The 24,810-nt window shown below is 55.3% G+C and carries 27 protein-coding genes and 7 pseudogenes; 24 read left to right on the top strand and 10 right to left on the bottom strand.

Annotation, left to right across the window (positions count from 1 at the left end):
• Positions 1-2 precede the first annotated feature (2 nt).
• The 3 genes from SYMBAF_RS07515 to SYMBAF_RS07505 form a co-directional block, all read right to left on the bottom strand.
• Complete coding sequence (locus tag SYMBAF_RS07515; protein ID WP_040263633.1) at positions 3-1,322, bottom strand: IS4 family transposase; 1,320 nt, start codon at positions 1,320-1,322, stop codon at positions 3-5.
• Positions 1,323-1,436: 114 nt separating this feature from the next.
• A complete protein-coding gene (locus SYMBAF_RS07510) occupies positions 1,437-1,772 on the bottom strand; it encodes a SymE family type I addiction module toxin (RefSeq protein ID WP_040265643.1) in 336 nt (111 codons plus the stop codon).
• Between the two features lie 72 nt (positions 1,773-1,844).
• The gene (locus SYMBAF_RS07505) at positions 1,845-2,231 is read right to left on the bottom strand and encodes a helix-turn-helix domain-containing protein (RefSeq protein WP_040265644.1); all 387 of its coding nucleotides are present in this window, start codon (positions 2,229-2,231) and stop codon (positions 1,845-1,847) included.
• 114 nt (positions 2,232-2,345) lie between these two features.
• On the opposite strand from SYMBAF_RS07505, the gene SYMBAF_RS07500 reads away from it, so the two are divergent.
• From SYMBAF_RS07500 to SYMBAF_RS07480, 5 genes are all read left to right on the top strand, one after another.
• On the top strand, positions 2,346-5,342 hold the full coding sequence (locus SYMBAF_RS07500; RefSeq protein WP_185899924.1) for a CHC2 zinc finger domain-containing protein: 2,997 nt from the start codon (positions 2,346-2,348) through the stop codon (positions 5,340-5,342).
• A 44-nt stretch (positions 5,343-5,386) separates the two neighbouring features.
• Positions 5,387-6,436: a site-specific tyrosine recombinase XerC gene (gene xerC / locus SYMBAF_RS07495; protein WP_040265650.1), complete on the top strand. Its 1,050-nt coding sequence runs from the start codon at positions 5,387-5,389 to the stop codon at positions 6,434-6,436.
• 77 nt (positions 6,437-6,513) lie between these two features.
• On the top strand, positions 6,514-6,804 hold the full coding sequence (locus tag SYMBAF_RS07490; RefSeq protein WP_160289807.1) for a hypothetical protein: 291 nt from the start codon (positions 6,514-6,516) through the stop codon (positions 6,802-6,804).
• A 430-nt stretch (positions 6,805-7,234) separates the two neighbouring features.
• Positions 7,235-7,960: a DUF6883 domain-containing protein gene (locus SYMBAF_RS17655; protein ID WP_237162948.1), complete on the top strand. Its 726-nt coding sequence runs from the start codon at positions 7,235-7,237 to the stop codon at positions 7,958-7,960.
• 19 nt (positions 7,961-7,979) lie between these two features.
• Complete coding sequence (locus tag SYMBAF_RS07480) at positions 7,980-8,189, top strand: DUF4926 domain-containing protein (RefSeq protein ID WP_082026982.1); 210 nt, start codon at positions 7,980-7,982, stop codon at positions 8,187-8,189.
• Between the two features lie 48 nt (positions 8,190-8,237).
• Here the strand turns inward: SYMBAF_RS07480 and SYMBAF_RS07475 are convergent, their stop codons facing one another.
• Positions 8,238-8,324, bottom strand: coding sequence for a SymE family type I addiction module toxin (locus tag SYMBAF_RS07475; RefSeq protein WP_082026983.1), 87 nt, complete (start codon positions 8,322-8,324; stop codon positions 8,238-8,240).
• Between the two features lie 9 nt (positions 8,325-8,333).
• Here SYMBAF_RS07475 and SYMBAF_RS18375 point away from each other — a divergent pair.
• Positions 8,334-9,131: pseudogene (locus SYMBAF_RS18375) on the top strand (VENN motif pre-toxin domain-containing protein); the annotation flags it as partial.
• Between the two features lies 1 nt (position 9,132).
• A complete protein-coding gene (locus SYMBAF_RS07465; protein ID WP_040265646.1) occupies positions 9,133-9,642 on the top strand; it encodes a DUF2247 family protein in 510 nt (169 codons plus the stop codon).
• 49 nt (positions 9,643-9,691) lie between these two features.
• On the opposite strand, the gene symE is transcribed toward SYMBAF_RS07465, so the two are convergent.
• The gene (symE, locus tag SYMBAF_RS07460) at positions 9,692-10,030 is read right to left on the bottom strand and encodes an endoribonuclease SymE (protein ID WP_040265648.1); all 339 of its coding nucleotides are present in this window, start codon (positions 10,028-10,030) and stop codon (positions 9,692-9,694) included.
• A 72-nt stretch (positions 10,031-10,102) separates the two neighbouring features.
• Complete coding sequence (locus SYMBAF_RS07455) at positions 10,103-10,489, bottom strand: helix-turn-helix domain-containing protein (RefSeq protein ID WP_040265644.1); 387 nt, start codon at positions 10,487-10,489, stop codon at positions 10,103-10,105.
• 114 nt (positions 10,490-10,603) lie between these two features.
• On the opposite strand from SYMBAF_RS07455, the gene SYMBAF_RS07450 reads away from it, so the two are divergent.
• The 5 genes from SYMBAF_RS07450 to SYMBAF_RS07425 all read left to right on the top strand — a co-directional run bounded on the left by SYMBAF_RS07450 (position 10,604) and on the right by SYMBAF_RS07425 (position 16,954).
• Positions 10,604-13,600, top strand: coding sequence for a CHC2 zinc finger domain-containing protein (locus SYMBAF_RS07450; RefSeq protein ID WP_185899924.1), 2,997 nt, complete (start codon positions 10,604-10,606; stop codon positions 13,598-13,600).
• Positions 13,601-13,644: 44 nt separating this feature from the next.
• Positions 13,645-14,694, top strand: coding sequence for a site-specific tyrosine recombinase XerC (gene xerC, locus SYMBAF_RS07445; RefSeq protein WP_040265650.1), 1,050 nt, complete (start codon positions 13,645-13,647; stop codon positions 14,692-14,694).
• Between the two features lie 77 nt (positions 14,695-14,771).
• Positions 14,772-15,062, top strand: coding sequence for a hypothetical protein (locus tag SYMBAF_RS07440; protein WP_160289807.1), 291 nt, complete (start codon positions 14,772-14,774; stop codon positions 15,060-15,062).
• Between the two features lie 291 nt (positions 15,063-15,353).
• Positions 15,354-16,451, top strand: a complete 1,098-nt coding sequence (locus tag SYMBAF_RS17650; RefSeq protein WP_226020080.1) for an endonuclease toxin domain-containing protein — start codon at positions 15,354-15,356, stop codon at positions 16,449-16,451.
• Positions 16,451-16,954 (top strand): contact-dependent growth inhibition system immunity protein, encoded by a 504-nt coding sequence (locus SYMBAF_RS07425; protein ID WP_040265651.1) that lies wholly within the window; start codon positions 16,451-16,453, stop codon positions 16,952-16,954. The genes SYMBAF_RS17650 and SYMBAF_RS07425 overlap by 1 nt, the downstream gene beginning before the upstream one ends.
• Positions 16,955-17,000: 46 nt before the next feature.
• On the opposite strand, the gene SYMBAF_RS07420 is transcribed toward SYMBAF_RS07425, so the two are convergent.
• The gene (locus tag SYMBAF_RS07420) at positions 17,001-17,210 is read right to left on the bottom strand and encodes a SymE family type I addiction module toxin (RefSeq protein ID WP_226020081.1); all 210 of its coding nucleotides are present in this window, start codon (positions 17,208-17,210) and stop codon (positions 17,001-17,003) included.
• 77 nt (positions 17,211-17,287) lie between these two features.
• Positions 17,288-17,527: pseudogene (locus SYMBAF_RS07415) on the bottom strand (helix-turn-helix domain-containing protein); the annotation flags it as partial.
• Here SYMBAF_RS07415 and xerC (SYMBAF_RS07410) point away from each other — a divergent pair.
• The 6 genes and pseudogenes from xerC (SYMBAF_RS07410) to SYMBAF_RS07385 form a co-directional block, all read left to right on the top strand.
• Positions 17,506-18,324 (top strand): annotated as a pseudogene (gene xerC, locus SYMBAF_RS07410) (site-specific tyrosine recombinase XerC); the annotation flags it as partial. The pseudogenes SYMBAF_RS07415 and xerC (SYMBAF_RS07410) overlap by 22 nt on opposite strands.
• On the top strand, positions 18,293-18,577 hold the full coding sequence (locus SYMBAF_RS07405; protein ID WP_040265653.1) for a damage-inducible protein J: 285 nt from the start codon (positions 18,293-18,295) through the stop codon (positions 18,575-18,577). The pseudogene xerC (SYMBAF_RS07410) and the gene SYMBAF_RS07405, both read left to right, overlap by 32 nt.
• A complete protein-coding gene (locus SYMBAF_RS07400; RefSeq protein WP_040265654.1) occupies positions 18,574-18,879 on the top strand; it encodes a type II toxin-antitoxin system RelE/ParE family toxin in 306 nt (101 codons plus the stop codon). Before SYMBAF_RS07405 ends, SYMBAF_RS07400 begins: the two co-directional genes overlap by 4 nt.
• A 12-nt stretch (positions 18,880-18,891) precedes the next feature.
• Positions 18,892-19,041, top strand: a complete 150-nt coding sequence (locus tag SYMBAF_RS07395) for a hypothetical protein (RefSeq protein WP_160289808.1) — start codon at positions 18,892-18,894, stop codon at positions 19,039-19,041.
• Positions 19,042-19,650: 609 nt separating this feature from the next.
• Positions 19,651-20,550: pseudogene (locus SYMBAF_RS07390) on the top strand (DUF6862 domain-containing protein); the annotation flags it as partial.
• A gap of 9 nt (positions 20,551-20,559) precedes the next feature.
• Positions 20,560-20,907, top strand: coding sequence for an immunity 8 family protein (locus SYMBAF_RS07385; RefSeq protein WP_040265655.1), 348 nt, complete (start codon positions 20,560-20,562; stop codon positions 20,905-20,907).
• Between the two features lie 33 nt (positions 20,908-20,940).
• Here SYMBAF_RS07385 and SYMBAF_RS07380 read toward each other — a convergent pair whose 3' ends face one another.
• Together SYMBAF_RS07380 and SYMBAF_RS07375 are read right to left on the bottom strand one after the other, a co-directional pair.
• A complete protein-coding gene (locus tag SYMBAF_RS07380; RefSeq protein WP_040263633.1) occupies positions 20,941-22,260 on the bottom strand; it encodes an IS4 family transposase in 1,320 nt (439 codons plus the stop codon).
• Positions 22,261-22,373: 113 nt separating this feature from the next.
• A complete protein-coding gene (locus tag SYMBAF_RS07375; RefSeq protein ID WP_052447815.1) occupies positions 22,374-22,649 on the bottom strand; it encodes a SymE family type I addiction module toxin in 276 nt (91 codons plus the stop codon).
• A 31-nt stretch (positions 22,650-22,680) separates the two neighbouring features.
• On the opposite strand from SYMBAF_RS07375, the gene SYMBAF_RS17645 reads away from it, so the two are divergent.
• The 6 genes and pseudogenes from SYMBAF_RS17645 to SYMBAF_RS07355 all read left to right on the top strand — a co-directional run bounded on the left by SYMBAF_RS17645 (position 22,681) and on the right by SYMBAF_RS07355 (position 24,810).
• Positions 22,681-23,574, top strand: coding sequence for a DUF6862 domain-containing protein (locus SYMBAF_RS17645; protein ID WP_323373120.1), 894 nt, complete (start codon positions 22,681-22,683; stop codon positions 23,572-23,574).
• On the top strand, positions 23,571-23,837 hold the full coding sequence (locus SYMBAF_RS07365) for a hypothetical protein (protein WP_040265657.1): 267 nt from the start codon (positions 23,571-23,573) through the stop codon (positions 23,835-23,837). Before SYMBAF_RS17645 ends, SYMBAF_RS07365 begins: the two co-directional genes overlap by 4 nt.
• Before the next feature lie 130 nt (positions 23,838-23,967).
• Positions 23,968-24,099 (top strand): annotated as a pseudogene (locus SYMBAF_RS18370) (IS256 family transposase); the annotation flags it as partial.
• A pseudogene (locus SYMBAF_RS07360) lies at positions 24,075-24,428 on the top strand (toprim domain-containing protein); the annotation flags it as partial. The pseudogenes SYMBAF_RS18370 and SYMBAF_RS07360, both read left to right, overlap by 25 nt.
• Positions 24,416-24,502, top strand: a pseudogene (locus SYMBAF_RS18365) (tyrosine-type recombinase/integrase); the annotation flags it as partial. The pseudogenes SYMBAF_RS07360 and SYMBAF_RS18365, both read left to right, overlap by 13 nt.
• Before the next feature lie 53 nt (positions 24,503-24,555).
• Positions 24,556-24,810 (top strand): type II toxin-antitoxin system ParD family antitoxin, encoded by a 255-nt coding sequence (locus SYMBAF_RS07355; protein ID WP_040265659.1) that lies wholly within the window; start codon positions 24,556-24,558, stop codon positions 24,808-24,810.

The raw sequence follows: 24,810 nt of genomic DNA, 5'->3' as shown, positions 1-24,810 counted from the left end.
TGTCAGTTAAGCTTTTGAGGACGCCGCAACGGGTAACGTTGCGGCTTCTTTTTTACCGCTCTTGGATAATGTCTTTGCCGTCGGGCTGGCAGGACGAAGCTTTCAGCCATCGCCAGGATTTCATTCATCACTTTCGGCACCTTTCCCGGAGCCACCGCTGGCAGTATGCTCAGTTGCGCTGTTAGATACAGTGCAGCCTGTTTAAACCCTATCTGGTAAGGCTCCACGTTTTTCAGGCTGTAAGCCATCTGTGCCATCATGAACCTCAGCAGGTTATAAGCCAGCACTACACCCCAGAGTTCCTGTCTTATTAGCTCTGGCTTTCTGCTTCTCAGCGTCAGTTCATTTTGCAACAGATGCTGTTTCATTTCTCTGAAGCCCTGCTCGATTTCCCAACGCTGCCCGTAAAGGTCAACGATATCAGCTTTAGGGTAACGTAACGGATCGCACATTGACGTCAGGATCTGTATTGTTTTTCCGTTGATTTCTTTACTTATCAACCTCGCCGTCAGTGTTTGAGGCGCATCTTTCCATTTCTTACGGGCCTGAGGGGGTAAGCTGAGTTCGACCAGTTCATGTCCTGCACCCAGCTTCTCGCGCACCTGATACTGCGCGCCTTTGCGCAGTGGGATCATCCAGTGTTTTTCTGTTCCTGATGACCACCAGTGGTGAAGCAACCCGAGTGCATAGAAGCCTTTATCCAGTATCGTCAGTGAGTGGTCCTGCGTCTGCCCGGCCAATTGAGCGGCAAGGTCAACTTCGCTGGTTTCTGACACGCTGCCAAAGCTCACACCGGATAACAGATGACTGGTCACTTCCATCTGACAGACCATACGCAGCTGTGGCCAGTCGGACTGGGCATACTCATTAGCTGTTCGTCCAAAAGCAGCATCATTTTCCGGCGTGTCCGGTGTTCTCCACAGAGTGCCGTCTACAGCCATCAATGTCAGACCGTTCCAGTGGGATAACGGTGTTTTCTCGAACCAGAGTTGGCGTGTTTTCTCGAAAACCAGTCTAACCACATCTTCCCCGAGCCGCTGACGGGCTTGTACCACGGCGCTGGGTGCGACAAAAGGACGCTTACCCGGCAGCATAATATCGAGATGTGAAACCAACTGATTCATGGAAAATGAGCGGAACAAGGACATACCGGCGACAGCCCAGACCATCATCTCCATGGGGAGACGGCGCTTGCGAAGCGTCACGACCCCGGTATCAGCCAGGCACTCATCGATAAGCTCAGGTGAGAGCAAATCAGACAGTGCAGCAAACTCTTTAGGAGAGAATTTAAGAACGGCATCAAGCGCCTGACTCAGTAACATAAAAAAATCCGTAATCTCAGGGAGATTACGGATTTTCACACAGAGGTAGGATCGTTCAAGTGATCCTTAACTGATCGGCATTAGGCCATCGCGCCGGGATTTTTCATTTAATGTTCAGCCAGTTGTCCGCTTCTTCGGTCTGGCCATGACCTGAATCAGTTCCATCAGCTCACGCTGCTTGCGGGCTGACAGCTTCGGGCAGAGCTGGCGCAGGGCCTGTATCACCTCCGGCTCCGGCGAGGGCTTCTTAACGGTCAGAATCAGACAGTCCGGCAGCACCTTCACTTCCAGCGGTGTTCCCGTCTCAAAACCGGCCTGCTCCAGCCAGTGGCCCTTCAGGGTGACAGCCGGTGCCGGTTCAAACGTTCGTGAATCCCGGATATAGCTCACGGTGTAAGCTCGTGTTGTTGTGGGTGTACCCGTCCCTGACTTATGATGCGTGTCAGCCATAATCAACTCCTGTTTAGTTGCCTGTGGTTAGCGGGCTGGGGTGTTCGAGCACCTCAGTTCCGCGTCTGTTAACTACTCTGTTTTACCAATTACGTTATCCAGCATCTCTGAAACAAACTTCTGCTTCGTCATCGGCATCTGGCGGATCGCGTCGATCTGCTGCTCCAGCCGTGACGCCGGACCGCGCTTTGCTGTCCGTCTGGTCGGCAGCCCCAGCATCTCATCCAGCGACAGGTTAAGGATCTGCGCCAGCGGTGGCAGCAGTGAAGCCGAAACCTTGAGCCGCCCGCCTTCATAGTGTGCCATCGTCTGCTGGGCAATCCCCAGCTGTTCGGCCAGTTGCTGCTGGGTCAGTTGCCGTTCTTTCCTTGCCAGCGCGATCCTTGCGCCCAGCTCCCTGAAAAACTGTTCATCTCTGGTGTTCATGGCATTACGCTGCTGTCGGGTGAGTGTTGCCATGATGGTACTCCCTGTTTTAAATAACCCTGTTGACAATACTCCGTTATGGAGTACTCTGCAATGGAGTTATTTTTACTGTTTTCCTATTGACAGGTTTTTGACAGGAGTTGTGACATGCCCCGCATCCCGCAGAGAGAACTGGACGAGTTAAAGCGCAGCGTGTCGTTAGCTGTTGTTGCCGAATCGCAGGGGCATAAGCTGCGAAAGCAGGGGCGTGACCTTGTGCTGCTGTGTCCGTTCCATCAGGAAAAAACCCCGTCGCTGGTTATCAGCCCGGAGAAAAACCTGTACCACTGCTTCGGCTGCGGTGCGGCGGGGTCGGTGGTTGACTGGATGATGAAAACGGAAGGCTTCTCCCTGCCAAAAGCGGTACTGCGGCTGCGCGAGTTCGCCGGATCTGCCGCCTCTTCTTCAGCCGCTGCTCTTCCTGCTCCTTCTTCGCCGCCTGCCCGCCAGACCCTCACTGACCTGGACGATGACGGGCAGGCGCTGCTGCGTCAGGTCACGGACTGGTATCACCGCAACCTGCTGAACAGCCCGGATGCGCTGGCCTGGCTGGAGAAGCGCGGGCTGAACCATCCTGAGCTGGTCAGCCACTTCCGGCTGGGGTTCGCGGGGGCGCACGGTATCGCCGGGGCCTTACCCTCGCCGCACTCGAAGGAAGGAAAATCGCTCCGGGCAAGGCTTACAGGGCTGGGCGTGGTACGGGAAAGCAACCGTCAGGATCACTTCCGGGGCTGTCTGGTGGTGCCGGTGACGGGCTGGCCGGAGAGTTATGATCCGGCTGCCTGTGGGCGGGTGTTGCAGCTCTACGGACGGCGAACCCTGCCGGATCATCAGATTAAAAAGGGATCGGCGAAACACCTTTACCTGCCGTCACCGCTGGCCGGGGTGTGGAATGAAGCGGCGCTGAAAGGCTCGTCAGAGGTGATCCTGTGTGAGGCGCTGATCGACGCGATGACCTTCTGGTGTGCCGGTTACCGCAATGTGATCGCCGCTTACGGGGTGAACGGCTTTACTGGCGGGCATCTGGCTGCGTTGCAGTATCACGGGGTGAAGCGGGTGCTGATCGCCTTCGATCGTGACGAGGCCGGGGATCGGGGTGCGGAGGCGGTTGCCGGGGAGTTGCAGCAGGCCGGGATCGACGCCTGGCGGGTGCGCTTCCCGCAGGGGCTGGATGCTAATGCCTACGCCCTGAAAAGCGGTAACCCGGAGTCTGCGTTAGCGCTGGCTCTTGAACAGGCCAGCCGCATGAACAGCGATGCGGTGACCGCCTCTGAAGCCGTGACGGCCAGCGGTAAAAACCCGTCTTCTTTAGCTGCCCTGCCGGGCGTTCAGGCACCTGCCGTTGCCGCTGAAACCGGTGAACTCACCGCCTCCGGTGAGCTGCTGCTGCGTTCCGGGCCGCGCGTGTGGCGGGTACGCGGCTGGCAGAAAAATACCCTGTCAGACGTGATGAAGGTCAACGTGCAGGTGCTGGACGAAAGTAGCGGGGCGTTCCACGTGGACAGCTTCGATATGTACCACGCGAAGCAGCGGCAGGGGTTCGTGAGCACGGTGGCGTCAGAGCTGTCCTGTGAGCTGGCGGTAATAAAACGCGAGTGCGGCCGGGTGCTGCTGGCACTCGAAGCCCGCCAGGACGAGCAGCAGCGGGCAGCGGAAACGGAGCAGGCCTCCGGGGCGGTGACGGTCTCCGGTGAGGATGAAGCGGCGGCGCTTGAGTTGCTGAAAGACCCGCAGCTGGCGGAGCGTATCGTGAATGACCTCGCGGCCTGTGGCGTGGTGGGGGAAAGTACCAATCTGCTGACCGGGTATCTTGCGGCGACCTCGCGCAAACTGGATAAGCCGTTAGCCGTGTTAATCCAGTCGTCGTCTGCGGCGGGTAAGTCGTCGCTGATGGACGCGGTGCTGGGGCTGATGCCGGAAGAGGAGCGGGTGCAGTACAGCGCGATGACCGGGCAGAGCCTGTACTACCTGGGGGAGACCTCGCTCTCGCATAAAATCCTGGCGATAGCGGAGGAGGAAGGGGTGCGCCAGGCGGCTTACGCGCTCAAACTTCTCCAGTCGGACGGTGAGCTGAAAATCGCCAGCACGGGCAAGAACGAGCAAAGCGGGGAGCTGGTGACGCGGGAGTACAGCGTGAAAGGCCCGGTGATGCTGATGCTGACCACGACGGCCTCAGATGTTGACGAAGAGCTGCTCAACCGCTGTCTGGTGCTTACCGTTAATGAGTCACGGGAGCAGACGCAGGCGATACACGCGATGCAGCGGCGGGCGCAGACACTGGCCGGGCTGCTTCAGTCCTCTGAGAAACAGTATCTGACCCGCTTACATCAGAACGCACAGCGGCTGCTGCGTCCGCTGAAGGTGGTCAATCCGTATGCGGAGCAGCTGACGTTCCTGTCGGACAAGACGCGCACGCGGCGCGACCATATGAAATACCTGACCCTTATCCAGGCGGTGGCGCTGCTGCATCAGTATCAGCGGGCGGTGAAACGGGCTGAACATCGCGGGCAGGTGCTGGAGTATATCGACGTGCAGCCATCGGATATCACGCTTGCCAATGAACTGGCGCATGAGGTGTTAGGCAGAACACTGGACGAGATGCCGCCGCAGACGCGCAAACTGCTGTTGCTGATACAGGAGATGGTGAAAGAGATGGCACAGCGTGAGGGCTGCCAGCCCGCAGAGGTGCGCTTCACACGGCGGGATATCCGGGCATGGACAAACTGGAGCGATAACCAGCTGAAGGTGCACTGTATGCGGCTTGCTGAAATGGAATACCTGCTGCTGCACGGCGGCAGTCGCGGTCATCTGCTGCGTTACGAACTGTTGTGGGACGGCGGCAGCGGTGAGGAAAACCACCTGTGCGGGCTGCTGAACGTGGAAGAAAACGAGGGCAGAAACCGCAAGTTGGACGTTGCGGCAAGCAAGTTGCCCTCAGGTTGGGGTCATGTTGGGGCTAAGTTGGGGGATGAAAAACCGGCCTCAGAGCAGGCAGTACAGGGCTTACAGCCGAAAGTGGTTGGGGTAAACGGAAACGCGGTAATCAGGGAAAAAAAGAAAACGCCGCTGCTGCCCTCGCCCCCGTCAGTCAGTCTTCCTTCTTAGCCGTCTGCCACAGACCGCGCCAGCCCTGACAAGGGAGTGTCACCATGGCTAACCGCAAACCCCGTTCAAACCGCCTTCTCACTGTCGATGATGTCTACCGCCAGCCGGTCGGCCCGGCGTCTCACCCGAAAAGCCTGTACGCGCTGCTGCTGCGGTTCGTGCGGTGGCGGCGTGAGCGTAACTGGTCAGAGACCACGCTGAAGACGCAGACGCACCACAGCTACCGCTTTATCTGCTGGGCGGCGGAGCGCGGGCTGTACCATGCGGCAGAGGTGACGCGGCCGGTACTGGAAAGTTACCAGCGGCATCTGTACCAGTACCGCAAGAGCAACGGCGAACCGCTCTCCAGCCGCACCCAACGCACCACGCTCCAGCCGCTTCAGGTGTGGTTCAGCTGGATGGCAAAACAGGGGCTGATACTGGCGAACCCGGCTGCCGACCTGGAGTTACCGCGACTGGAGAAGCACCTGCCGCGCACGATACTGAGCGTGGAGCAGGTGGAAGACATCGTGAACCTGTGTGACCTGAGCACGTTGCAGGGTATCCGTGACCGGGCGCTGCTGGAGCTGCTGTGGTCAACGGGTATCGGCGGGGCGAGGTGGCGGTGCTGGAGACTATACAGCCCGGACTTTAACCGGAAGATACTCACTATCGTACAGGGTAAGGGAAAGGTGGACCGGGTGATCCCGGTGGGAGAGCGGGCGCTGTGGTGGCTGCGGCACTACCTGAACGGGGTGAGGCCGGAACTGCTGGTCAGCGCGGACTGTAAGGCGCTGTTCCTGGCGATGGACGGTGTGGCGGGCCTGACGGCGAACGGCATCACGAACGCGGTGGTACCGTATCTGAGAGCCGCAGGCATCGATAAAGGGAGCTGTCACCTGTTCCGGCATGCGATGGCAACGCAGATGCTGGAGAACGGAGCGGACTTACGATGGATACAGGCGATGCTGGGGCACCGTAGCGTGGAGAGCACGCAGATATATACGCAGGTGAGCATAAGAGCGTTGCAGGCGGTGCATGCCAGTACCCATCCGGCAGAGCAGGGGGAGAACCCGGAGCCGGAGGTAGCGCCAGAGGCACCGGACAGCCCGTAAGCTCTCTGTGAGTGGAGTTGTTCGCTGTGCGGCAGAGCGCCGCGTCCGTGCGGCGATCTGCCTTCATCAGTTACGGTGTGCGCGGGGGTAAACGGTCACCCGGCCAGCGTTACGCGGTGGTGCTCTCTGGTCGTCAGCGGCTGGCCGTTCGTCCGTTCAACATAATGTGCGGGTATTATGCGAAGCTCGCCGTTCTTCTTCCCCGCACCCCTTCGCCGCGTCCTGCGGCTCGTATCGCACAATACACATTATGTCGTGCGCCCCCGCGTTGTGGTGCGGGGTGTGGCCGCCGTCCCTGGCGGCGTCTTCCTTCCTGGTCGTCTTCAGCAAACGGCAACAGTGTTGTCGGCCTTATGGCCTCCGCTTAAAGGGCTTAATGCCCGCCCGGCTGCGTCTGTCCGTAACGGCTCGCAGTCGTTCCTCCTCGCTCGTTCCCGTTCCGTCCAGCTTCCGCTACCCGCCCCGGCCCGTTGTGGTCATGCAAAATCAAACCCCGGTCAGGCAACGTGCCACATGCGGGCCTCGCCAGCCCGCGCCCGGCAGATGGTTCACCGGACCACAGCGAGCTGTGACCCGGTGAACCGCCGCGCAGCAAAACGGTAATGACAGGTGCGGGAGCGCTGGTTAATATGCGCAGTGGTCTGCTCTTTAACAGTGAAAAAAGGCGCGTCGGGGCAAAAAGTTGCCTGCATAAAAACGCACTGGCAAAAAGGGGTTGTAACCGGCTGACTGCACAGGGAAAAAGCGTGTCCGCTGGCAGGCTGTGCACCGGATAACGTTGTTGTTGAGAATAACCTGATGGGCGGCACTGAGGACGGTCAGGAGAAGTTCGCTAGAGAGCATGGCAAGAATATTGCCTCTTGTGCGGATAATCCGGGTTCAGCGTCTTGCCAGAAAGGTCTGGCGATGCAGGATGCGTTGACGGTAGCATTGCCAGCAGGGCTTGGTGGCGGGATATTAGCTGCGGCCACGCCGGAAATAGCCGCGGCAGCCAAAGCCGCGATACAAGCCTGTGCGGGAAATGTGGTGCTTTGCCTTAACAATGCTGGCATTCAGGTGTCGGAAGCCATAGTGCCTGGAGGAGTCGGTGCAGGTGGCGCAGTTGGGATAGGTAAGACAGCGGCTGAAGCCACGGCAGCGAAAGCAGAGATTGTGGCGGCTAAGAATGCTGGAAAGAGCAGCACCATAAATTCGATTAAAAATACATCTGAAACACAAGTTAGTGTTGATCAAAAATTAGCTAACTATCTGTTAGACAAACAACATCCTGTCGGAGGAAGTAAGGCAGAGTGGTTCGATAGTGCTCTTGGTTTTAATAAAACAAACTCAAATGAGCTTGCGAAACAAATCGTTTTTGACTCCAGTAAAGCCGTTAAAACAGCAGAAACACAGTTTGGCACTAAATATGATCAAGTGATACCAATAACTGGCACTAACGGCAGAACGATTAACGTTAAATTTGGTTGGATCGCGAATAATGACGGTGTAGTTAGGCTCGTAACAGCTATTCCAGCTAAGAAATAAATATATTGGTATTTACTTTATGATCAAAGAATATGATGTAGTTAAAGCCAAAAAAGATTTATCTGATACTGTGCTAAAAGGATGCAGAGGAGCGGTTGTTATAATATATCAAGAACCTACTTTAGGTTATGAAGTTGAATTTGTCGATAATGAAGGTGATACATTAGATGTTTTGACGGTTTCTCCTGACGATATAGAATCATCAGGAGATCGATATTTTTTTAACTAGTTTTATTAAAGATCCCGGCCACAGAGTCGGGATCTTATTACCCGCCGCTTACTCCCCAACCAGCCGGATAATCAATTGCCCCTGCTGACAACTCACTTCAACCTTCCTGCCGGTCTCAAATCCAAGCTCCCCCATCCAGTGACCGTTGAGAATAACTATCTGAGCCAGAAACAGCAGGCTCAGAAAGATAAAGAAATCGCGGAATGCCAGACTGTGGCCTGTAAAGCAGGCACACAGGCAAAATGGATGGCGATAAACCTGGGTCAGGATGGCAGCTTTGCGGCGGGTATGGTAGCCGGGGTTCCGGCAGGGCTGTACGACACGATAGACAGCATCGTGAAAACCGCCAGCAATCCGCAGGAAACCTATGACGCCCTGAAATCGCTGTTTAACAGCGGTGATGTGCTGGGTAACGTATCGGATGCGGTAAAACAGTCCTACATTGATCGTATCGACCGGATGGAAACGGAGTATCAGAAGGCCGGAGCCAGCGGATCGTTTAACGCCGGAGTTGAAGGCGGTAAGCTGGTTACGGATATCGCCGGGCTGCTGGCTGGCGGTGCCGGGGTGGTTAAAGGTGGCGCGGTACTGACTGAGAAGGTTGTTGCGAAAACCACAGGTATGGTGGAAACAGTATTAAAATCTTCGGTTGTTAATAAAATTCTTGAAGCAGATCGAATTGGTAGTGGGCTGAAACCAGATCCTACTCATAGAGGTGCTAGTTATCTGAGCCGTGAGCAGTTAATGGATGGAAAAGTTTTCACTATCAAAGGTGGTGATGGTATAGAAAGGAAATTACTGCAAGCTGAAGGTTCTTTTAACGATAAGAAAGGTATATTTGAATATATCTATGATCATAAAGGAAACGTAACGCACCAAAGATTTATTGAAAGTGGCAGTATTACTGGTACTCCTAATCAACGGCCACCGAAGGTGAAATGATATGAATTTGTATCCAATACCATTTGATTTTATTGAAAAAAACATCGATTTATCATGGTGTGATGTGAGGTGGGGTTATGAAAATAACCTCATTACATCAGAATTGCCAATTAGAAAAGCGGAAAGAAAGGTCTTAACAGGTAGCTACTCTGTTCCTGAACTTGAATTGTCATTCGTCATACCTGATAGTTCGGATCACATAGATCATTTTTTGAAAGAAATATGTTCAGGATTTGAAAAAGAAAATGATGCTACGGTTAAAAATAAGTGGCTTTTTATTGTTCTTAGCTGGCTTTGGAATAATCGTGATCATTTTGAAGACCCATTAAATGAAGTTGAAATAATTTATTCTGATTTTAACTATCCGAGTGAAATAGAAGGTTTTGTTAAATACATGCCTCCTTCTGATGAGTATGACTCATCGGTTCACACTCAGATGGAAAATATTAATCATTTAATGGATAACTGGAAAGAATATTTAGAAAAAGAGTCAGCCATATTTAAGATTTAAAGCATAAATCCCGGCCACCGAGCCGGGATTTGACTTTATAACCCGTCAGTTACACCTTAGCTGCCCGCTTCTGCGGCCCCGCGATCACCTGGATAAACTCCGTTATCTGTCGCTGCTTGCGGGCAGAGAGTTTGTCGCACACCTGGCGCAGCGCCTGCACCACCTCCGGCTCCGCTGAGGGCGTCTTAACCCTCAGAATCAGACAGTCCGGCAGCACCTTCACTTCCAGCGGTGTTCCCGTCTCAAAACCGGCCTGCTCCAGCCAGTGGCCCTTCAGGGTGACAGCCGGTGCCGGTTCAAACGTTCGTGAATCCCGGATATAGCTCACGGTGTAAGCTCGTGTTGTTGTGGGTGTACCCGTCCCTGACTTATGATGCGTGTCAGCCATAATCAACTCCTGTTTAGTTGCCTGTGGTTAGCGGGCTGGGGTGTTCGAGCACCTCAGTTCCGCGTCTGTTAACTACTCTGTTTTACCAATTACGTTATCCAGCATCTCTGAAACAAACTTCTGCTTCGTCATCGGCATCTGGCGGATCGCGTCGATCTGCTGCTCCAGCCGTGACGCCGGACCGCGCTTTGCTGTCCGTCTGGTCGGCAGCCCCAGCATCTCATCCAGCGACAGGTTAAGGATCTGCGCCAGCGGTGGCAGCAGTGAAGCCGAAACCTTGAGCCGCCCGCCTTCATAGTGTGCCATCGTCTGCTGGGCAATCCCCAGCTGTTCGGCCAGTTGCTGCTGGGTCAGTTGCCGTTCTTTCCTTGCCAGCGCGATCCTTGCGCCCAGCTCCCTGAAAAACTGTTCATCTCTGGTGTTCATGGCATTACGCTGCTGTCGGGTGAGTGTTGCCATGATGGTACTCCCTGTTTTAAATAACCCTGTTGACAATACTCCGTTATGGAGTACTCTGCAATGGAGTTATTTTTACTGTTTTCCTATTGACAGGTTTTTGACAGGAGTTGTGACATGCCCCGCATCCCGCAGAGAGAACTGGACGAGTTAAAGCGCAGCGTGTCGTTAGCTGTTGTTGCCGAATCGCAGGGGCATAAGCTGCGAAAGCAGGGGCGTGACCTTGTGCTGCTGTGTCCGTTCCATCAGGAAAAAACCCCGTCGCTGGTTATCAGCCCGGAGAAAAACCTGTACCACTGCTTCGGCTGCGGTGCGGCGGGGTCGGTGGTTGACTGGATGATGAAAACGGAAGGCTTCTCCCTGCCAAAAGCGGTACTGCGGCTGCGCGAGTTCGCCGGATCTGCCGCCTCTTCTTCAGCCGCTGCTCTTCCTGCTCCTTCTTCGCCGCCTGCCCGCCAGACCCTCACTGACCTGGACGATGACGGGCAGGCGCTGCTGCGTCAGGTCACGGACTGGTATCACCGCAACCTGCTGAACAGCCCGGATGCGCTGGCCTGGCTGGAGAAGCGCGGGCTGAACCATCCTGAGCTGGTCAGCCACTTCCGGCTGGGGTTCGCGGGGGCGCACGGTATCGCCGGGGCCTTACCCTCGCCGCACTCGAAGGAAGGAAAATCGCTCCGGGCAAGGCTTACAGGGCTGGGCGTGGTACGGGAAAGCAACCGTCAGGATCACTTCCGGGGCTGTCTGGTGGTGCCGGTGACGGGCTGGCCGGAGAGTTATGATCCGGCTGCCTGTGGGCGGGTGTTGCAGCTCTACGGACGGCGAACCCTGCCGGATCATCAGATTAAAAAGGGATCGGCGAAACACCTTTACCTGCCGTCACCGCTGGCCGGGGTGTGGAATGAAGCGGCGCTGAAAGGCTCGTCAGAGGTGATCCTGTGTGAGGCGCTGATCGACGCGATGACCTTCTGGTGTGCCGGTTACCGCAATGTGATCGCCGCTTACGGGGTGAACGGCTTTACTGGCGGGCATCTGGCTGCGTTGCAGTATCACGGGGTGAAGCGGGTGCTGATCGCCTTCGATCGTGACGAGGCCGGGGATCGGGGTGCGGAGGCGGTTGCCGGGGAGTTGCAGCAGGCCGGGATCGACGCCTGGCGGGTGCGCTTCCCGCAGGGGCTGGATGCTAATGCCTACGCCCTGAAAAGCGGTAACCCGGAGTCTGCGTTAGCGCTGGCTCTTGAACAGGCCAGCCGCATGAACAGCGATGCGGTGACCGCCTCTGAAGCCGTGACGGCCAGCGGTAAAAACCCGTCTTCTTTAGCTGCCCTGCCGGGCGTTCAGGCACCTGCCGTTGCCGCTGAAACCGGTGAACTCACCGCCTCCGGTGAGCTGCTGCTGCGTTCCGGGCCGCGCGTGTGGCGGGTACGCGGCTGGCAGAAAAATACCCTGTCAGACGTGATGAAGGTCAACGTGCAGGTGCTGGACGAAAGTAGCGGGGCGTTCCACGTGGACAGCTTCGATATGTACCACGCGAAGCAGCGGCAGGGGTTCGTGAGCACGGTGGCGTCAGAGCTGTCCTGTGAGCTGGCGGTAATAAAACGCGAGTGCGGCCGGGTGCTGCTGGCACTCGAAGCCCGCCAGGACGAGCAGCAGCGGGCAGCGGAAACGGAGCAGGCCTCCGGGGCGGTGACGGTCTCCGGTGAGGATGAAGCGGCGGCGCTTGAGTTGCTGAAAGACCCGCAGCTGGCGGAGCGTATCGTGAATGACCTCGCGGCCTGTGGCGTGGTGGGGGAAAGTACCAATCTGCTGACCGGGTATCTTGCGGCGACCTCGCGCAAACTGGATAAGCCGTTAGCCGTGTTAATCCAGTCGTCGTCTGCGGCGGGTAAGTCGTCGCTGATGGACGCGGTGCTGGGGCTGATGCCGGAAGAGGAGCGGGTGCAGTACAGCGCGATGACCGGGCAGAGCCTGTACTACCTGGGGGAGACCTCGCTCTCGCATAAAATCCTGGCGATAGCGGAGGAGGAAGGGGTGCGCCAGGCGGCTTACGCGCTCAAACTTCTCCAGTCGGACGGTGAGCTGAAAATCGCCAGCACGGGCAAGAACGAGCAAAGCGGGGAGCTGGTGACGCGGGAGTACAGCGTGAAAGGCCCGGTGATGCTGATGCTGACCACGACGGCCTCAGATGTTGACGAAGAGCTGCTCAACCGCTGTCTGGTGCTTACCGTTAATGAGTCACGGGAGCAGACGCAGGCGATACACGCGATGCAGCGGCGGGCGCAGACACTGGCCGGGCTGCTTCAGTCCTCTGAGAAACAGTATCTGACCCGCTTACATCAGAACGCACAGCGGCTGCTGCGTCCGCTGAAGGTGGTCAATCCGTATGCGGAGCAGCTGACGTTCCTGTCGGACAAGACGCGCACGCGGCGCGACCATATGAAATACCTGACCCTTATCCAGGCGGTGGCGCTGCTGCATCAGTATCAGCGGGCGGTGAAACGGGCTGAACATCGCGGGCAGGTGCTGGAGTATATCGACGTGCAGCCATCGGATATCACGCTTGCCAATGAACTGGCGCATGAGGTGTTAGGCAGAACACTGGACGAGATGCCGCCGCAGACGCGCAAACTGCTGTTGCTGATACAGGAGATGGTGAAAGAGATGGCACAGCGTGAGGGCTGCCAGCCCGCAGAGGTGCGCTTCACACGGCGGGATATCCGGGCATGGACAAACTGGAGCGATAACCAGCTGAAGGTGCACTGTATGCGGCTTGCTGAAATGGAATACCTGCTGCTGCACGGCGGCAGTCGCGGTCATCTGCTGCGTTACGAACTGTTGTGGGACGGCGGCAGCGGTGAGGAAAACCACCTGTGCGGGCTGCTGAACGTGGAAGAAAACGAGGGCAGAAACCGCAAGTTGGACGTTGCGGCAAGCAAGTTGCCCTCAGGTTGGGGTCATGTTGGGGCTAAGTTGGGGGATGAAAAACCGGCCTCAGAGCAGGCAGTACAGGGCTTACAGCCGAAAGTGGTTGGGGTAAACGGAAACGCGGTAATCAGGGAAAAAAAGAAAACGCCGCTGCTGCCCTCGCCCCCGTCAGTCAGTCTTCCTTCTTAGCCGTCTGCCACAGACCGCGCCAGCCCTGACAAGGGAGTGTCACCATGGCTAACCGCAAACCCCGTTCAAACCGCCTTCTCACTGTCGATGATGTCTACCGCCAGCCGGTCGGCCCGGCGTCTCACCCGAAAAGCCTGTACGCGCTGCTGCTGCGGTTCGTGCGGTGGCGGCGTGAGCGTAACTGGTCAGAGACCACGCTGAAGACGCAGACGCACCACAGCTACCGCTTTATCTGCTGGGCGGCGGAGCGCGGGCTGTACCATGCGGCAGAGGTGACGCGGCCGGTACTGGAAAGTTACCAGCGGCATCTGTACCAGTACCGCAAGAGCAACGGCGAACCGCTCTCCAGCCGCACCCAACGCACCACGCTCCAGCCGCTTCAGGTGTGGTTCAGCTGGATGGCAAAACAGGGGCTGATACTGGCGAACCCGGCTGCCGACCTGGAGTTACCGCGACTGGAGAAGCACCTGCCGCGCACGATACTGAGCGTGGAGCAGGTGGAAGACATCGTGAACCTGTGTGACCTGAGCACGTTGCAGGGTATCCGTGACCGGGCGCTGCTGGAGCTGCTGTGGTCAACGGGTATCGGCGGGGCGAGGTGGCGGTGCTGGAGACTATACAGCCCGGACTTTAACCGGAAGATACTCACTATCGTACAGGGTAAGGGAAAGGTGGACCGGGTGATCCCGGTGGGAGAGCGGGCGCTGTGGTGGCTGCGGCACTACCTGAACGGGGTGAGGCCGGAACTGCTGGTCAGCGCGGACTGTAAGGCGCTGTTCCTGGCGATGGACGGTGTGGCGGGCCTGACGGCGAACGGCATCACGAACGCGGTGGTACCGTATCTGAGAGCCGCAGGCATCGATAAAGGGAGCTGTCACCTGTTCCGGCATGCGATGGCAACGCAGATGCTGGAGAACGGAGCGGACTTACGATGGATACAGGCGATGCTGGGGCACCGTAGCGTGGAGAGCACGCAGATATATACGCAGGTGAGCATAAGAGCGTTGCAGGCGGTGCATGCCAGTACCCATCCGGCAGAGCAGGGGGAGAACCCGGAGCCGGAGGTAGCGCCAGAGGCACCGGACAGCCCGTAAGCTCTCTGTGAGTGGAGTTGTTCGCTGTGCGGCAGAGCGCCGCGTCCGTGCGGCGATCTGCCTTCATCAGTTACGGTGTGCGCGGGGGTAAACGGTCACCCGGCCAGCGTTACGCGGTGGTGCTCTCTGGTCGTCAGCGGCTGGCCGTTCGTCCGTTCAACATAATGTGCGGGTATTATGCGAAGCTCGCCGTTCTTCTTCCCCGCACCCCTTCGCCGCGTCCTGCGGCTCGTATCGCACAATACACATTATGTCGTGCGCCCCCGCGTTGTGGTGCGGGGTGTGGCCGCCGTCCCTGGCGGCGTCTTCCTTCCTGGTCGTCTTCAGCAAACGGCAACAGTGTTGTCGGCCTTATGGCCTCCGCTTAAAGGGCTTAATGCCCGCCCGGCTGCGTCTGTCCGTAACGGCTCGCAGTCGTTCCTCCTCGCTCGTTCCCGTTCCGTCCAGCTTCCGCTACCCGCCCCGGCCCGTTGTGGTCATGCAAAATCAAACCCCGGTCAGGCAACGTGCCACATGCGGGCCTCGCCAGCCCGCGCCCGGCAGATGGTTCACCGGGTCACAGACGAGCTGTGCCCCGGCTCCCGCCGCGCAGAAAAGCGGTAATGACAGGAGTGCCAGCGCTGTTAAAATGCGCGGACGGATAGCGCAGGGAAAGCGGGATGATAAAGCTAAGGAAAGCCCTCACGTGGGTGCTGTGCGCGGTGATGGTTGCCGGGGCGGTAGCGTGCGCGGGGGAGAAAGGCGCGTCGGGGCAAAAAGTTAGTGTCCCGGAAGTGCAGCAGGAAAAACGGGTTGTAACTGACGGAAAGCACAGGGGAAAAGCGTGTCCGCTGGCTGACTCCGCAGCGGAAGAAGTTGTTGTGGAGAATAATCATTTGAGCAGTACTCAGGCACTGAACTTTGATAAAGAACTGTCAGATTGCCGTAAATCTGGTGGTGACTGTCAGGGCGTTATTGATAAATGGAAGGCTATTAGTGATAAGCAGAGCGCCGAAACCGATCAGAAGCTGAAGGATAATCCGCTGGAAGCCGTTGTGGTTGATAAAGACAGCGCGCAGGGCAGCGTTGATATGACAGAGCGCCCCGGCTGGCTGGGTAACTTCCCCGGCGTGGACGTAATGACTAGCGATGAAGCCAAAGCTTACGTTCAGCAGTGGAACGGTCAGGACCTGGCGAAAATAGACCAAAATAGTCCTGAATGGATGAAATATGCGGCGTTCGCATCTGATCCGGATAATCAGGCTATGCTGGTCTCCGGTGGGCTGTTGGCGAAAGATATAACCAAAGCGGCTATATCGTTTATGAGCCGTAATACCGCAACTGCTACAGTCAAAGCCTCAGAAGTCGGGATGCAGTGGGGACAGGGAAATATGAAACAGGGAATGCCGTGGGAGGATTATGTTGGTAAATCGCTACCTGCTGATGCCCGTTTGCCCCAGAACTTCAAAACCTTTGATTATTATGACGGTGCGACCAAAACCGCAGTAAGCGCTAAGTCAATGGATACTCAGACAATGGCGAAACTGGCTAATCCGAATCAGGTTTACAGTTCGATTAAAGGGGATATTAATGCTGCTGCGAAATTTGAACAGTCGGAATTATCAGGGCAAGTGCTTAATTCTTCGATGATTGCTAACAGAGAAATTCAAATAGCCATTCCTGCTAGTACAACTAAAACACAGTGGGCAGAAATTAATCGGGCTATTGAATATGGTAAGAGTCAGGGTGTAACCGTTAAAGTGACACAGGTGAAATGATGGAATTTAATCAAGAGCAGGATTACTGGGCTAGTGTGTATTACACAAAAGAGTTTTTGTGTATAGATACCTATTCTGGATTGGGACGAGCGGGGAGAGATCCTGTTTTCCCATCTCGTTTATTATCGCCTGATGCTGAGGATGAACTTGTTGGTGAGCAGATTTTACAGGCATTATCTGATAGTCGTACATTGAATGTTTTGGATGAGCGTGTTGATTTTTTTGATCTCGAAAAAGGCAAAAAGCAATACGCGGCCTGGATAGCTATGTTGATGGAAAAATATGGCTATAAATCTAAAAAAGCACTCTTCAAAGATATGAAGAACTGTGGCATTCATCTGGTAAATGACTCAATCACTATCTCCCCTACACGCCATGAAAAACTGGAAGCCTGGGGACGAACGAAAGGAGATAGTATTGAAGATGTTATTCTTTCTACAGACAGCTCCCCATCTGAAATCGGCGCAGGCTTACGGTTAGCGCTCAGTCGTTGTAAAGGTTAAACAAGAAGATCCCGGCCAACCTGGCCGGGATTATTTTACCCGCCGCTTACTCCTCAGCCAGCCGGATGATCAACTCGCCCTGCTCACAAATTACCTCCACCTTCTTCCCCGTCTCGAACCCCAGATCCCCCATCCAGTGGCCCCGCAGCGTGATCGACGGTGACGGCTGGTGCTTAATATGATCCTTAATGTAACCCACGGTATAGCGCCGGGCTTTGGTTGAGACGTGTTCTGACTTATGATGTTGCGCAGCCATAATAACTACCTCGCTTAGTTGTTGTGGTCAGCGGTCTTATCGTGTTGCAACCACGCTAAGGCCGCGCTAAATCAGGCTTACCCCAGCACCCGCCGGGCCTGATGTTTTAAAATCAGTGCATCCAGAATCGATGTCACTGACTTCAGTTCTTCTTCGTCCATCTGCTTAATCGCCTCGAACTTCAGCTTCAGTTCGTCCTGTGGCTCCCGCTCACCATCCTCAAATATCAGCCAGTCAGCAGAGACGTTAAACGTTACCGCGATGCGCTTGAGAATATCTAAAGAGGGCTGTGCTTCCCCGGACTCATAGCGGCGAACAGCGCACCACGCTCCAGCCGCTTCAGGTGTGGTTCAGCCGGATGACGAAGCAGGGCCTTATCCTGGCGAACCCGGCCGCTGACCTGGAGTTGCCGAGGCTGGAGAAGCGGCTGCCGCGCACGATACTGAGCGTGGAGCAGGTGGAAGACATCATGAACCTGTGTGACCTGAATACGGCGCAGGGGGTGCGTGACCGTGCGCTGCTTGAGCTGCTGTGGTCAACCGGCATCCGGCGCGGTGAGGTGGTCAGCCTTGAGATATACAGCGCGGACTTCAGCCGCCGCATTATCACCATCGTGCAGGGCAAGGGAAAGGTGGACCGGGTTATCCCGGTGGGAGAGCGGGCGCTGTGGTGGCTGCGGCACTGGCTGGAGCAGGTGCGCCCGGCGGTGCGGGTCAGCCCGGAGTGTAAGGCGCTGTTCGTGGCGATGGACGGGGTGGCGGGTCTGACGGCGAACGGCATCACCAACGCGGTGGTGCCGTATCTGAGAGCTGCGGGGATAGAGAAAGGGAGCTGCCACCTGTTCCGGCATGCGATGGTGACGCAGATGCTAGAGAACGGTGCAGACCTCAGATGGATACAGGCGATGCTGGGTCATCGCAGCGTGGAGAGTACGCAAATCTACACGCAGGTGAGCATCCGGGCGCTTCAGGCAGTTCATGCGAGTACGCATCCGGCAGAGCAGCGGGAAGAAGATAAACCTGACAGGCCCGACAATAGTGGTCATAATGACACCACAATTGACACCACAAAAGGAGCGGGGAATGAGCACAATCCACTTCAGAATAGACGATGAAACAAAACGGCTGGCGATACAGGCAGCAGAGCGCCATAAGATAAGTCTGACAGAGCTTATGCGCCAGCGGGCTGAAGAACTGGCAGCAGAAGAACGGCAGTATCAGGATGGTGAGCATGATGTCTGGCTGGAGCAACAGATAACCCTGGCGTTCAGTCGCTATGATGCAGGTGAAAGCCAGTTCATCAGCAATGATGAAATGAACAGCCACATGGATGAACTGAAAGCGCAGGCAGAGCGGGGTAAGCTGTGACATCAGATGTTCAGTGGGAAATACAGGCGCGGGCAGACAGAGAAGCCATCTTCCGCTATCTGTATCAGGAAGCGGGCCTGCCGGTCGCCAGCGCGACAGATGATAAGTTCGTCGGGATGGTCAGTATCCTCAGGGAAAACCCGCTGGCAGGCGTTAAGGCCGGTAGAACCGTAAAACAGCGTAAGCTGGTTGTACCCCGCTTCCCGTTCATCATCATCTATGTTGCAGAAGAAACAGTGGTTCGTATCCTGCGTGTCCTGCATACATCCCGCAAAATAGCGGGCCGTTACAGCAGAAGGTAGAGGAGCACCTCTGTGAGCCGGGTTCAGTGGATGGCAGAGCGCCGCGTCCGTGCGGCGATCTGCTTTCATCCCGTCCTGTGTGCGCGGGGGGTAAATGGCCGTGCAGCGGCACAGGCGGGGCACAACATGGCGGTTCAGGTGTGGCCGCTGCCCGGCCATTAAACATAATGTGCGGCTATTATGCGCAGCCGTCCCGGCTGGCGGCGAAGCCCGGCCCGCCGCTGGCGAGCGGGCCGGGCTTCGCACAATACACATTATGTCGTGCGCCCCCGCGTTGTGGTGCGGGGTGTGGCCGCCGTCCCTGGCGGCGCTGGCCTGTTCATCGTCTGTAAGTAACGTCCAGGCTGTTGTCGGCCTCCGGCCTCCGCTTAAAAGAAGTTCATGCCCGCCCGGCTGCGTCTGTCCGTAACGGCTCGCAGTCGTTCCTCCTGGCTCGTTCCCGTTCCGGCCAGCTTCCGCTGCCCGCCCCAATCCGTGCGGCCATGCAAAATCAACCCCCGGTCAGGCAGCGTGCCACATGCGGGCTTCGCCAGCCTGCGCCCGGCTCCCGCCGCAATGAACAACGGGTAATGACAGAGAGAAGGATGCTGTTAAAATGCGCGGGTGCAGGCATCACGCCACGGCTTGGCGGTAGCGTGTCCGGGGCCGAAAAGTGCGTCGGGGCAAAAAGTGGCTGCACCGGAAGTGCGACAGGAAAACCCGGCTGTAAGCTACGGAAAGGACAGGGTAAAACGGTGTCCGGCGGATAACTTTACAACGGAAGAAGTTGTTGTGGAGAATAACTATCTGAGCCAGAAACAGTAGGCTCAGAAAGATAAAGAAATCGCGGAATGCCAGACTGTGGCCTGTAAAGCAGGCACACAGGCAAAATGGATGGCGATAGACCTGGGTCAGGATGGCAGCTTTGCGGCGGGTATGGTAGCCGGGGTTCCGGCAGGGCTGTACGACACGATAGACAGCATCGTGAAAACCGCCAGCAATCCGCAGGAAACCTATGACGCCCTGAAATCGCTGTTTAACAGCGGTGATGTGCTGGGTAACGTATCGGATGCGGTAAAACAGTCTTACATTGATCGTATCGACCGGATGGAAACGGAGTATCAGAAGGCCGGAGCCAGCGGATCGTTTAACGCCGGAGTTGAAGGCGGTAAGCTGGTGACGGATATAGCCGGGCTGCTGGCTGGCGGTGCCGGGGTTGCTAAAGGTGGCGCGGTACTGACGGAGAAGGTGGTTACGAAGGTTGCGGGTAAAGCTGAGTCGGCAGCAGCAAATACCGGTAAAGTGACCAGTGGCGCGGAGAATGCGGCAACGTATCCGAAGCTGAAAGGCGAACTGGTACAGCAAAATCTGCATAATATTGCGAAGCAGGATCCGAGGCTGGATGCGGTTGTTAAAGGTGATAACGGGAAACTGAATTATGGTGTGGGTTCCGGTACTAAAGCCGAAGCAGATCGATTAGGTAAAATCTGGGTTGGTGATGGGGCAAGATTAACAAGTGATAAAACTGGTTTAATGAGCGCAGATGGAACTCGTGTATACCGTTTCCCTGCTTCAAAAGACAATAGTTCACATGCAATAACTGGTACTCAGGCTAATTTTGAGACTTTCAAAATAGATCCTGTGACAGGGGATAAAACTAAGATTGGCAATGGTCATCTGGATATAAAGTAGGGGATAAACGTGAAAGCTATTTTGAAAAGTATTTCAAACGATGATTACGATCTTGGTATGTATTATCCAAAAGATGAGTGTGTATTTTCTCTCCGGTTGCTACTGCGCATTGGCGCAGAAAATAGCACTGGCGCAGATAATTTTGATCTACGTGTCTGCACCCCCGAATGGTTCTGCAAGCACCAGTGGTTACCAGACCTGATGCGTCACACGCTGCTAGTGCGTAAATATGATCTGGATGAGATAACCAAAACCATCACCGATTATATTGATCAGTGTGAAGGTGAAGACTGGATGGAGATAGCGCAAAAACTCTCCCGCGTCTTTGCCTGGGAATATGAAGATTACCAGCCGTAAATGACAAATCCCGGCTCTTGTGCCTAATGCTTGTCAGTTAAGCTTTTGAGGACGCCGCAACGGGTAACGTTGCGGCTTCTTTTTTACCGCTCTTGGATAATGTCTTTGCCGTCGGGCTGGCAGGACGAAGCTTTCAGCCATCGCCAGGATTTCATTCATCACTTTCGGCACCTTTCCCGGAGCCACCGCTGGCAGTATGCTCAGTTGCGCTGTTAGATACAGTGCAGCCTGTTTAAACCCTATCTGGTAAGGCTCCACGTTTTTCAGGCTGTAAGCCATCTGTGCCATCATGAACCTCAGCAGGTTATAAGCCAGCACTACACCCCAGAGTTCCTGTCTTATTAGCTCTGGCTTTCTGCTTCTCAGCGTCAGTTCATTTTGCAACAGATGCTGTTTCATTTCTCTGAAGCCCTGCTCGATTTCCCAACGCTGCCCGTAAAGGTCAACGATATCAGCTTTAGGGTAACGTAACGGATCGCACATTGACGTCAGGATCTGTATTGTTTTTCCGTTGATTTCTTTACTTATCAACCTCGCCGTCAGTGTTTGAGGCGCATCTTTCCATTTCTTACGGGCCTGAGGGGGTAAGCTGAGTTCGACCAGTTCATGTCCTGCACCCAGCTTCTCGCGCACCTGATACTGCGCGCCTTTGCGCAGTGGGATCATCCAGTGTTTTTCTGTTCCTGATGACCACCAGTGGTGAAGCAACCCGAGTGCATAGAAGCCTTTATCCAGTATCGTCAGTGAGTGGTCCTGCGTCTGCCCGGCCAATTGAGCGGCAAGGTCAACTTCGCTGGTTTCTGACACGCTGCCAAAGCTCACACCGGATAACAGATGACTGGTCACTTCCATCTGACAGACCATACGCAGCTGTGGCCAGTCGGACTGGGCATACTCATTAGCTGTTCGTCCAAAAGCAGCATCATTTTCCGGCGTGTCCGGTGTTCTCCACAGAGTGCCGTCTACAGCCATCAATGTCAGACCGTTCCAGTGGGATAACGGTGTTTTCTCGAACCAGAGTTGGCGTGTTTTCTCGAAAACCAGTCTAACCACATCTTCCCCGAGCCGCTGACGGGCTTGTACCACGGCGCTGGGTGCGACAAAAGGACGCTTACCCGGCAGCATAATATCGAGATGTGAAACCAACTGATTCATGGAAAATGAGCGGAACAAGGACATACCGGCGACAGCCCAGACCATCATCTCCATGGGGAGACGGCGCTTGCGAAGCGTCACGACCCCGGTATCAGCCAGGCACTCATCGATAAGCTCAGGTGAGAGCAAATCAGACAGTGCAGCAAACTCTTTAGGAGAGAATTTAAGAACGGCATCAAGCGCCTGACTCAGTAACATAAAAAAATCCGTAATCTCAGGGAGATTACGGATTTTCACACAGAGGTAGGATCGTTCAAGTGATCCTTAACTGATCGGCATTAGGCTCTTGTGCCGGGATTTTTACTTAACGGTCAGCTACCGCCGCGCTTTTTCGGCTTCGCCATAACCTGAATAACATCCATCAGTTCCCGTTGCTTACGGGCCGAGAGCTTCGGGCAGAGCTGGCGCAGTGCCTGTATCACCTCCGGCTCCGGTGAGGGCGGCTTAACCGTCAGTATCAGGCAGTCCGGCAGCACCCGCACGTTAAGCGGGGTGCCGGTAGCAAACCCCGCCGCTGCCAGCCAGTTGCCCTTCAGGGTAACGGCCGGTAAAGCCTCAAATGTCCGCGAATCCCGGTTGTATCCCACAGTGTAAGCTCTTGTTGTTGAGAATAACTGGCTGAGCGTTCAGGAAGCGGAAAGAAAAGCGGTACTGGAGCGTAAAGAGAAAGCCGGAGCCATCACGCCGGACGAGAGAAATGAGCTGACAACCATCAACAAGACAGACAAAGCCCGCGACCAGGCGATAAAAGCGGTCTGTACGGATGGTAACAAGGGTGGTTCAGGCTGTGGAGCACTGATTGGCCCGGCACAGGAAGTGCTGAAGAAATACGGTGAAAACGTTACTTACTCCCTGGTTTATAAAGATCTGTACCCGCAGGATGCGAAAAACCTGGAAAGTGTATTACAGGGTCTGGATGCAGGAAGTATAAGCCGTGACCAGGCGATTACGGCAATAGCACAGGCATCGGGAGTCAGCTGGGAAACAGCGGCCAGCCGCTATGATACGGCGATGCAGGCCCAGGCGCTGACAGCAGCACTGGCCGGGACTGCTGGGCTGAAAGGTGTGACAGAAAAACCAGCCGGATCCGGTACAACCAAACCATCTCAACCAGCGACACCAAATAAAGGCAACTCTCAGGCAGAAACGAAACCATCTGGTGCGGAAAACGCAATTTCTCAGTCAGAAAGTAAATTACCTTGGAACTCTTGGCAAAATTACCCGAAACAAACAGTTGATGGGCGCCAATACGCTCAAATAGGTGATCGTCTTTACTCTCAACATGCTGTTGACAGAATGCAACTGTCAGGGCTGGGTTCACCAGCTGGGACAAGTGGGCCAGGAAGAAACATTACACCTAATATGGTTGAGCATACAATCAAAACTGGAACGCCGGAAACAAGTATCTCCAATGGTATACCAAGGACAGTTTATTGGAGTGGTGATGTTGGCGTGGTTACTGAAAATAAAAGTAATGTGATAGTCACTATTCTTCGCAGGAGTGGGCAATGAGTGAATGGATTTATCCTGATGTAATTGAAAAGCTAAGACAGTCTTGCGCTGAATTTTTGGACGGGAAGTTATCTGTATCTGAAATTCAATCAGAGATCTATAGTGCAGAAAATAGCATTATTGCGATAGATGAAAAATGGTTGCGACAGATACTGTTTAATGCGGAAAATGAGATAGAGCTTCTAACTTTCACCGTTGACGATGAACAACTGACAGACTCTGTGACTCCTATTATTCAAAATATTATTAACGCAATATCATAAAAGTAATCCCGGCTCTCACGCCGGGATTACTTTAACGGTCAGCCCACCCCCTGCTTCTGGAGACTGTAATTTAAATTGTGTATCTGCCTGTTTTTGATATGTTCACTCCAGTAACGGAGACAGGTAAATTATGGACGAAAAGAAACTTAAAGCCCTCGCGGCTGAACTGGCTAAAGGCCTTAAAACCGACGCAGATCTCAATGCGTTTTCCCGCATGCTGACGAAATTAGGGACAGGCTCGGCTGGGCGGAATCGGCTAACGTTGCCAACTGGGGCCGGGTGGTGCAGTTGTACGGGCGCAGAACGTTAGCGGATAACCAGATCAAGAAGGAGTCGTCCCGGCATCTGTATCTGCCATCACCGCTGGTCGGGGTGTGGAATGAATCGGTGTTGAAAGCGTCCTCGGAAGTGATCTTGTGTGAGGGGCTTATCGACGCCATGACCTTCTGGTGTGCCGGGTTCCGCAACGTGATCGCCGCGTAAGGTTGCAACGGCTTCACCGACGATCATCTGGCGGCGTTACAGTATCATGGCGTGAAACGGGTGTTGATCGCCTTCGATCGGGACGAGGCCGGGGAGTCAGCATCAGAGCGTTACAGGCGGTTCATGCGTCTACTCATCCGGCGGAGCAGGCGGACAGTGAGCAGGTTGATGATAATGAGTAAGTCTGAAATACTAACAATTATTAATTAATAGTAATCCAGATGGAGAAAAGACGATGCCAACCAGTGTGGCCCTGAGCCCCTACTTCGAGGCGTTCATCCGGGAACAGATAGAAAGTGGACGTTACAACAATACCAGTGAAGTTATCCGTGCTGGACTTCGCGCACTGGAGGAACGTGAACAACAGATGAAACTGGCATCACTGCAAAAAGCGGTCAGTGCAGGTATAAGCAGCGGTGAAAGTAAAGAGGCGGAACCGGTGTTCAGCCGCCTGACGCGTAAATACCGACATATGGCAGAAGGTGAGTAG

The sequence above is a fragment of the Serratia symbiotica genome (assembly GCF_000821185.2).
Lineage (GTDB): Bacteria > Pseudomonadota > Gammaproteobacteria > Enterobacterales > Enterobacteriaceae > Serratia > Serratia symbiotica.
Note: the sequence above shows the minus strand (reverse complement) of the source record. Positions and strands in the feature narration are given on the sequence as shown.

Bases quoted from the DNA above. Each gene is read 5' to 3' on its own strand.
- SYMBAF_RS07515 (WP_040263633.1), bottom strand. From the start codon at position 1,322: ATGTTACTGAGTCAGGCGCTTGATGCCGTTCTTAAATTCTCTCCTAAA.
- SYMBAF_RS07510 (WP_040265643.1), bottom strand. From the start codon at position 1,772: ATGGCTGACACGCATCATAAGTCAGGGACGGGTACACCCACAACAACA.
- SYMBAF_RS07505 (WP_040265644.1), bottom strand. From the start codon at position 2,231: ATGGCAACACTCACCCGACAGCAGCGTAATGCCATGAACACCAGAGAT.
- SYMBAF_RS07500 (WP_185899924.1), top strand. From the start codon at position 2,346: ATGCCCCGCATCCCGCAGAGAGAACTGGACGAGTTAAAGCGCAGCGTG.
- xerC (WP_040265650.1), top strand. From the start codon at position 5,387: ATGGCTAACCGCAAACCCCGTTCAAACCGCCTTCTCACTGTCGATGAT.
- SYMBAF_RS17655 (WP_237162948.1), top strand. From the start codon at position 7,235: ATGGGCGGCACTGAGGACGGTCAGGAGAAGTTCGCTAGAGAGCATGGC.
- SYMBAF_RS07480 (WP_082026982.1), top strand. From the start codon at position 7,980: ATGATCAAAGAATATGATGTAGTTAAAGCCAAAAAAGATTTATCTGAT.
- SYMBAF_RS07475 (WP_082026983.1), bottom strand. From the start codon at position 8,324: ATGGGGGAGCTTGGATTTGAGACCGGCAGGAAGGTTGAAGTGAGTTGT.
- SYMBAF_RS07465 (WP_040265646.1), top strand. From the start codon at position 9,133: ATGAATTTGTATCCAATACCATTTGATTTTATTGAAAAAAACATCGAT.
- symE (WP_040265648.1), bottom strand. From the start codon at position 10,030: ATGGCTGACACGCATCATAAGTCAGGGACGGGTACACCCACAACAACA.
- SYMBAF_RS07455 (WP_040265644.1), bottom strand. From the start codon at position 10,489: ATGGCAACACTCACCCGACAGCAGCGTAATGCCATGAACACCAGAGAT.
- SYMBAF_RS07450 (WP_185899924.1), top strand. From the start codon at position 10,604: ATGCCCCGCATCCCGCAGAGAGAACTGGACGAGTTAAAGCGCAGCGTG.
- xerC (WP_040265650.1), top strand. From the start codon at position 13,645: ATGGCTAACCGCAAACCCCGTTCAAACCGCCTTCTCACTGTCGATGAT.
- SYMBAF_RS17650 (WP_226020080.1), top strand. From the start codon at position 15,354: ATGATAAAGCTAAGGAAAGCCCTCACGTGGGTGCTGTGCGCGGTGATG.
- SYMBAF_RS07425 (WP_040265651.1), top strand. From the start codon at position 16,451: ATGGAATTTAATCAAGAGCAGGATTACTGGGCTAGTGTGTATTACACA.
- SYMBAF_RS07420 (WP_226020081.1), bottom strand. From the start codon at position 17,210: ATGGCTGCGCAACATCATAAGTCAGAACACGTCTCAACCAAAGCCCGG.
- SYMBAF_RS07405 (WP_040265653.1), top strand. From the start codon at position 18,293: ATGAGCACAATCCACTTCAGAATAGACGATGAAACAAAACGGCTGGCG.
- SYMBAF_RS07380 (WP_040263633.1), bottom strand. From the start codon at position 22,260: ATGTTACTGAGTCAGGCGCTTGATGCCGTTCTTAAATTCTCTCCTAAA.
- SYMBAF_RS07365 (WP_040265657.1), top strand. From the start codon at position 23,571: ATGAGTGAATGGATTTATCCTGATGTAATTGAAAAGCTAAGACAGTCT.
- SYMBAF_RS07355 (WP_040265659.1), top strand. From the start codon at position 24,556: ATGCCAACCAGTGTGGCCCTGAGCCCCTACTTCGAGGCGTTCATCCGG.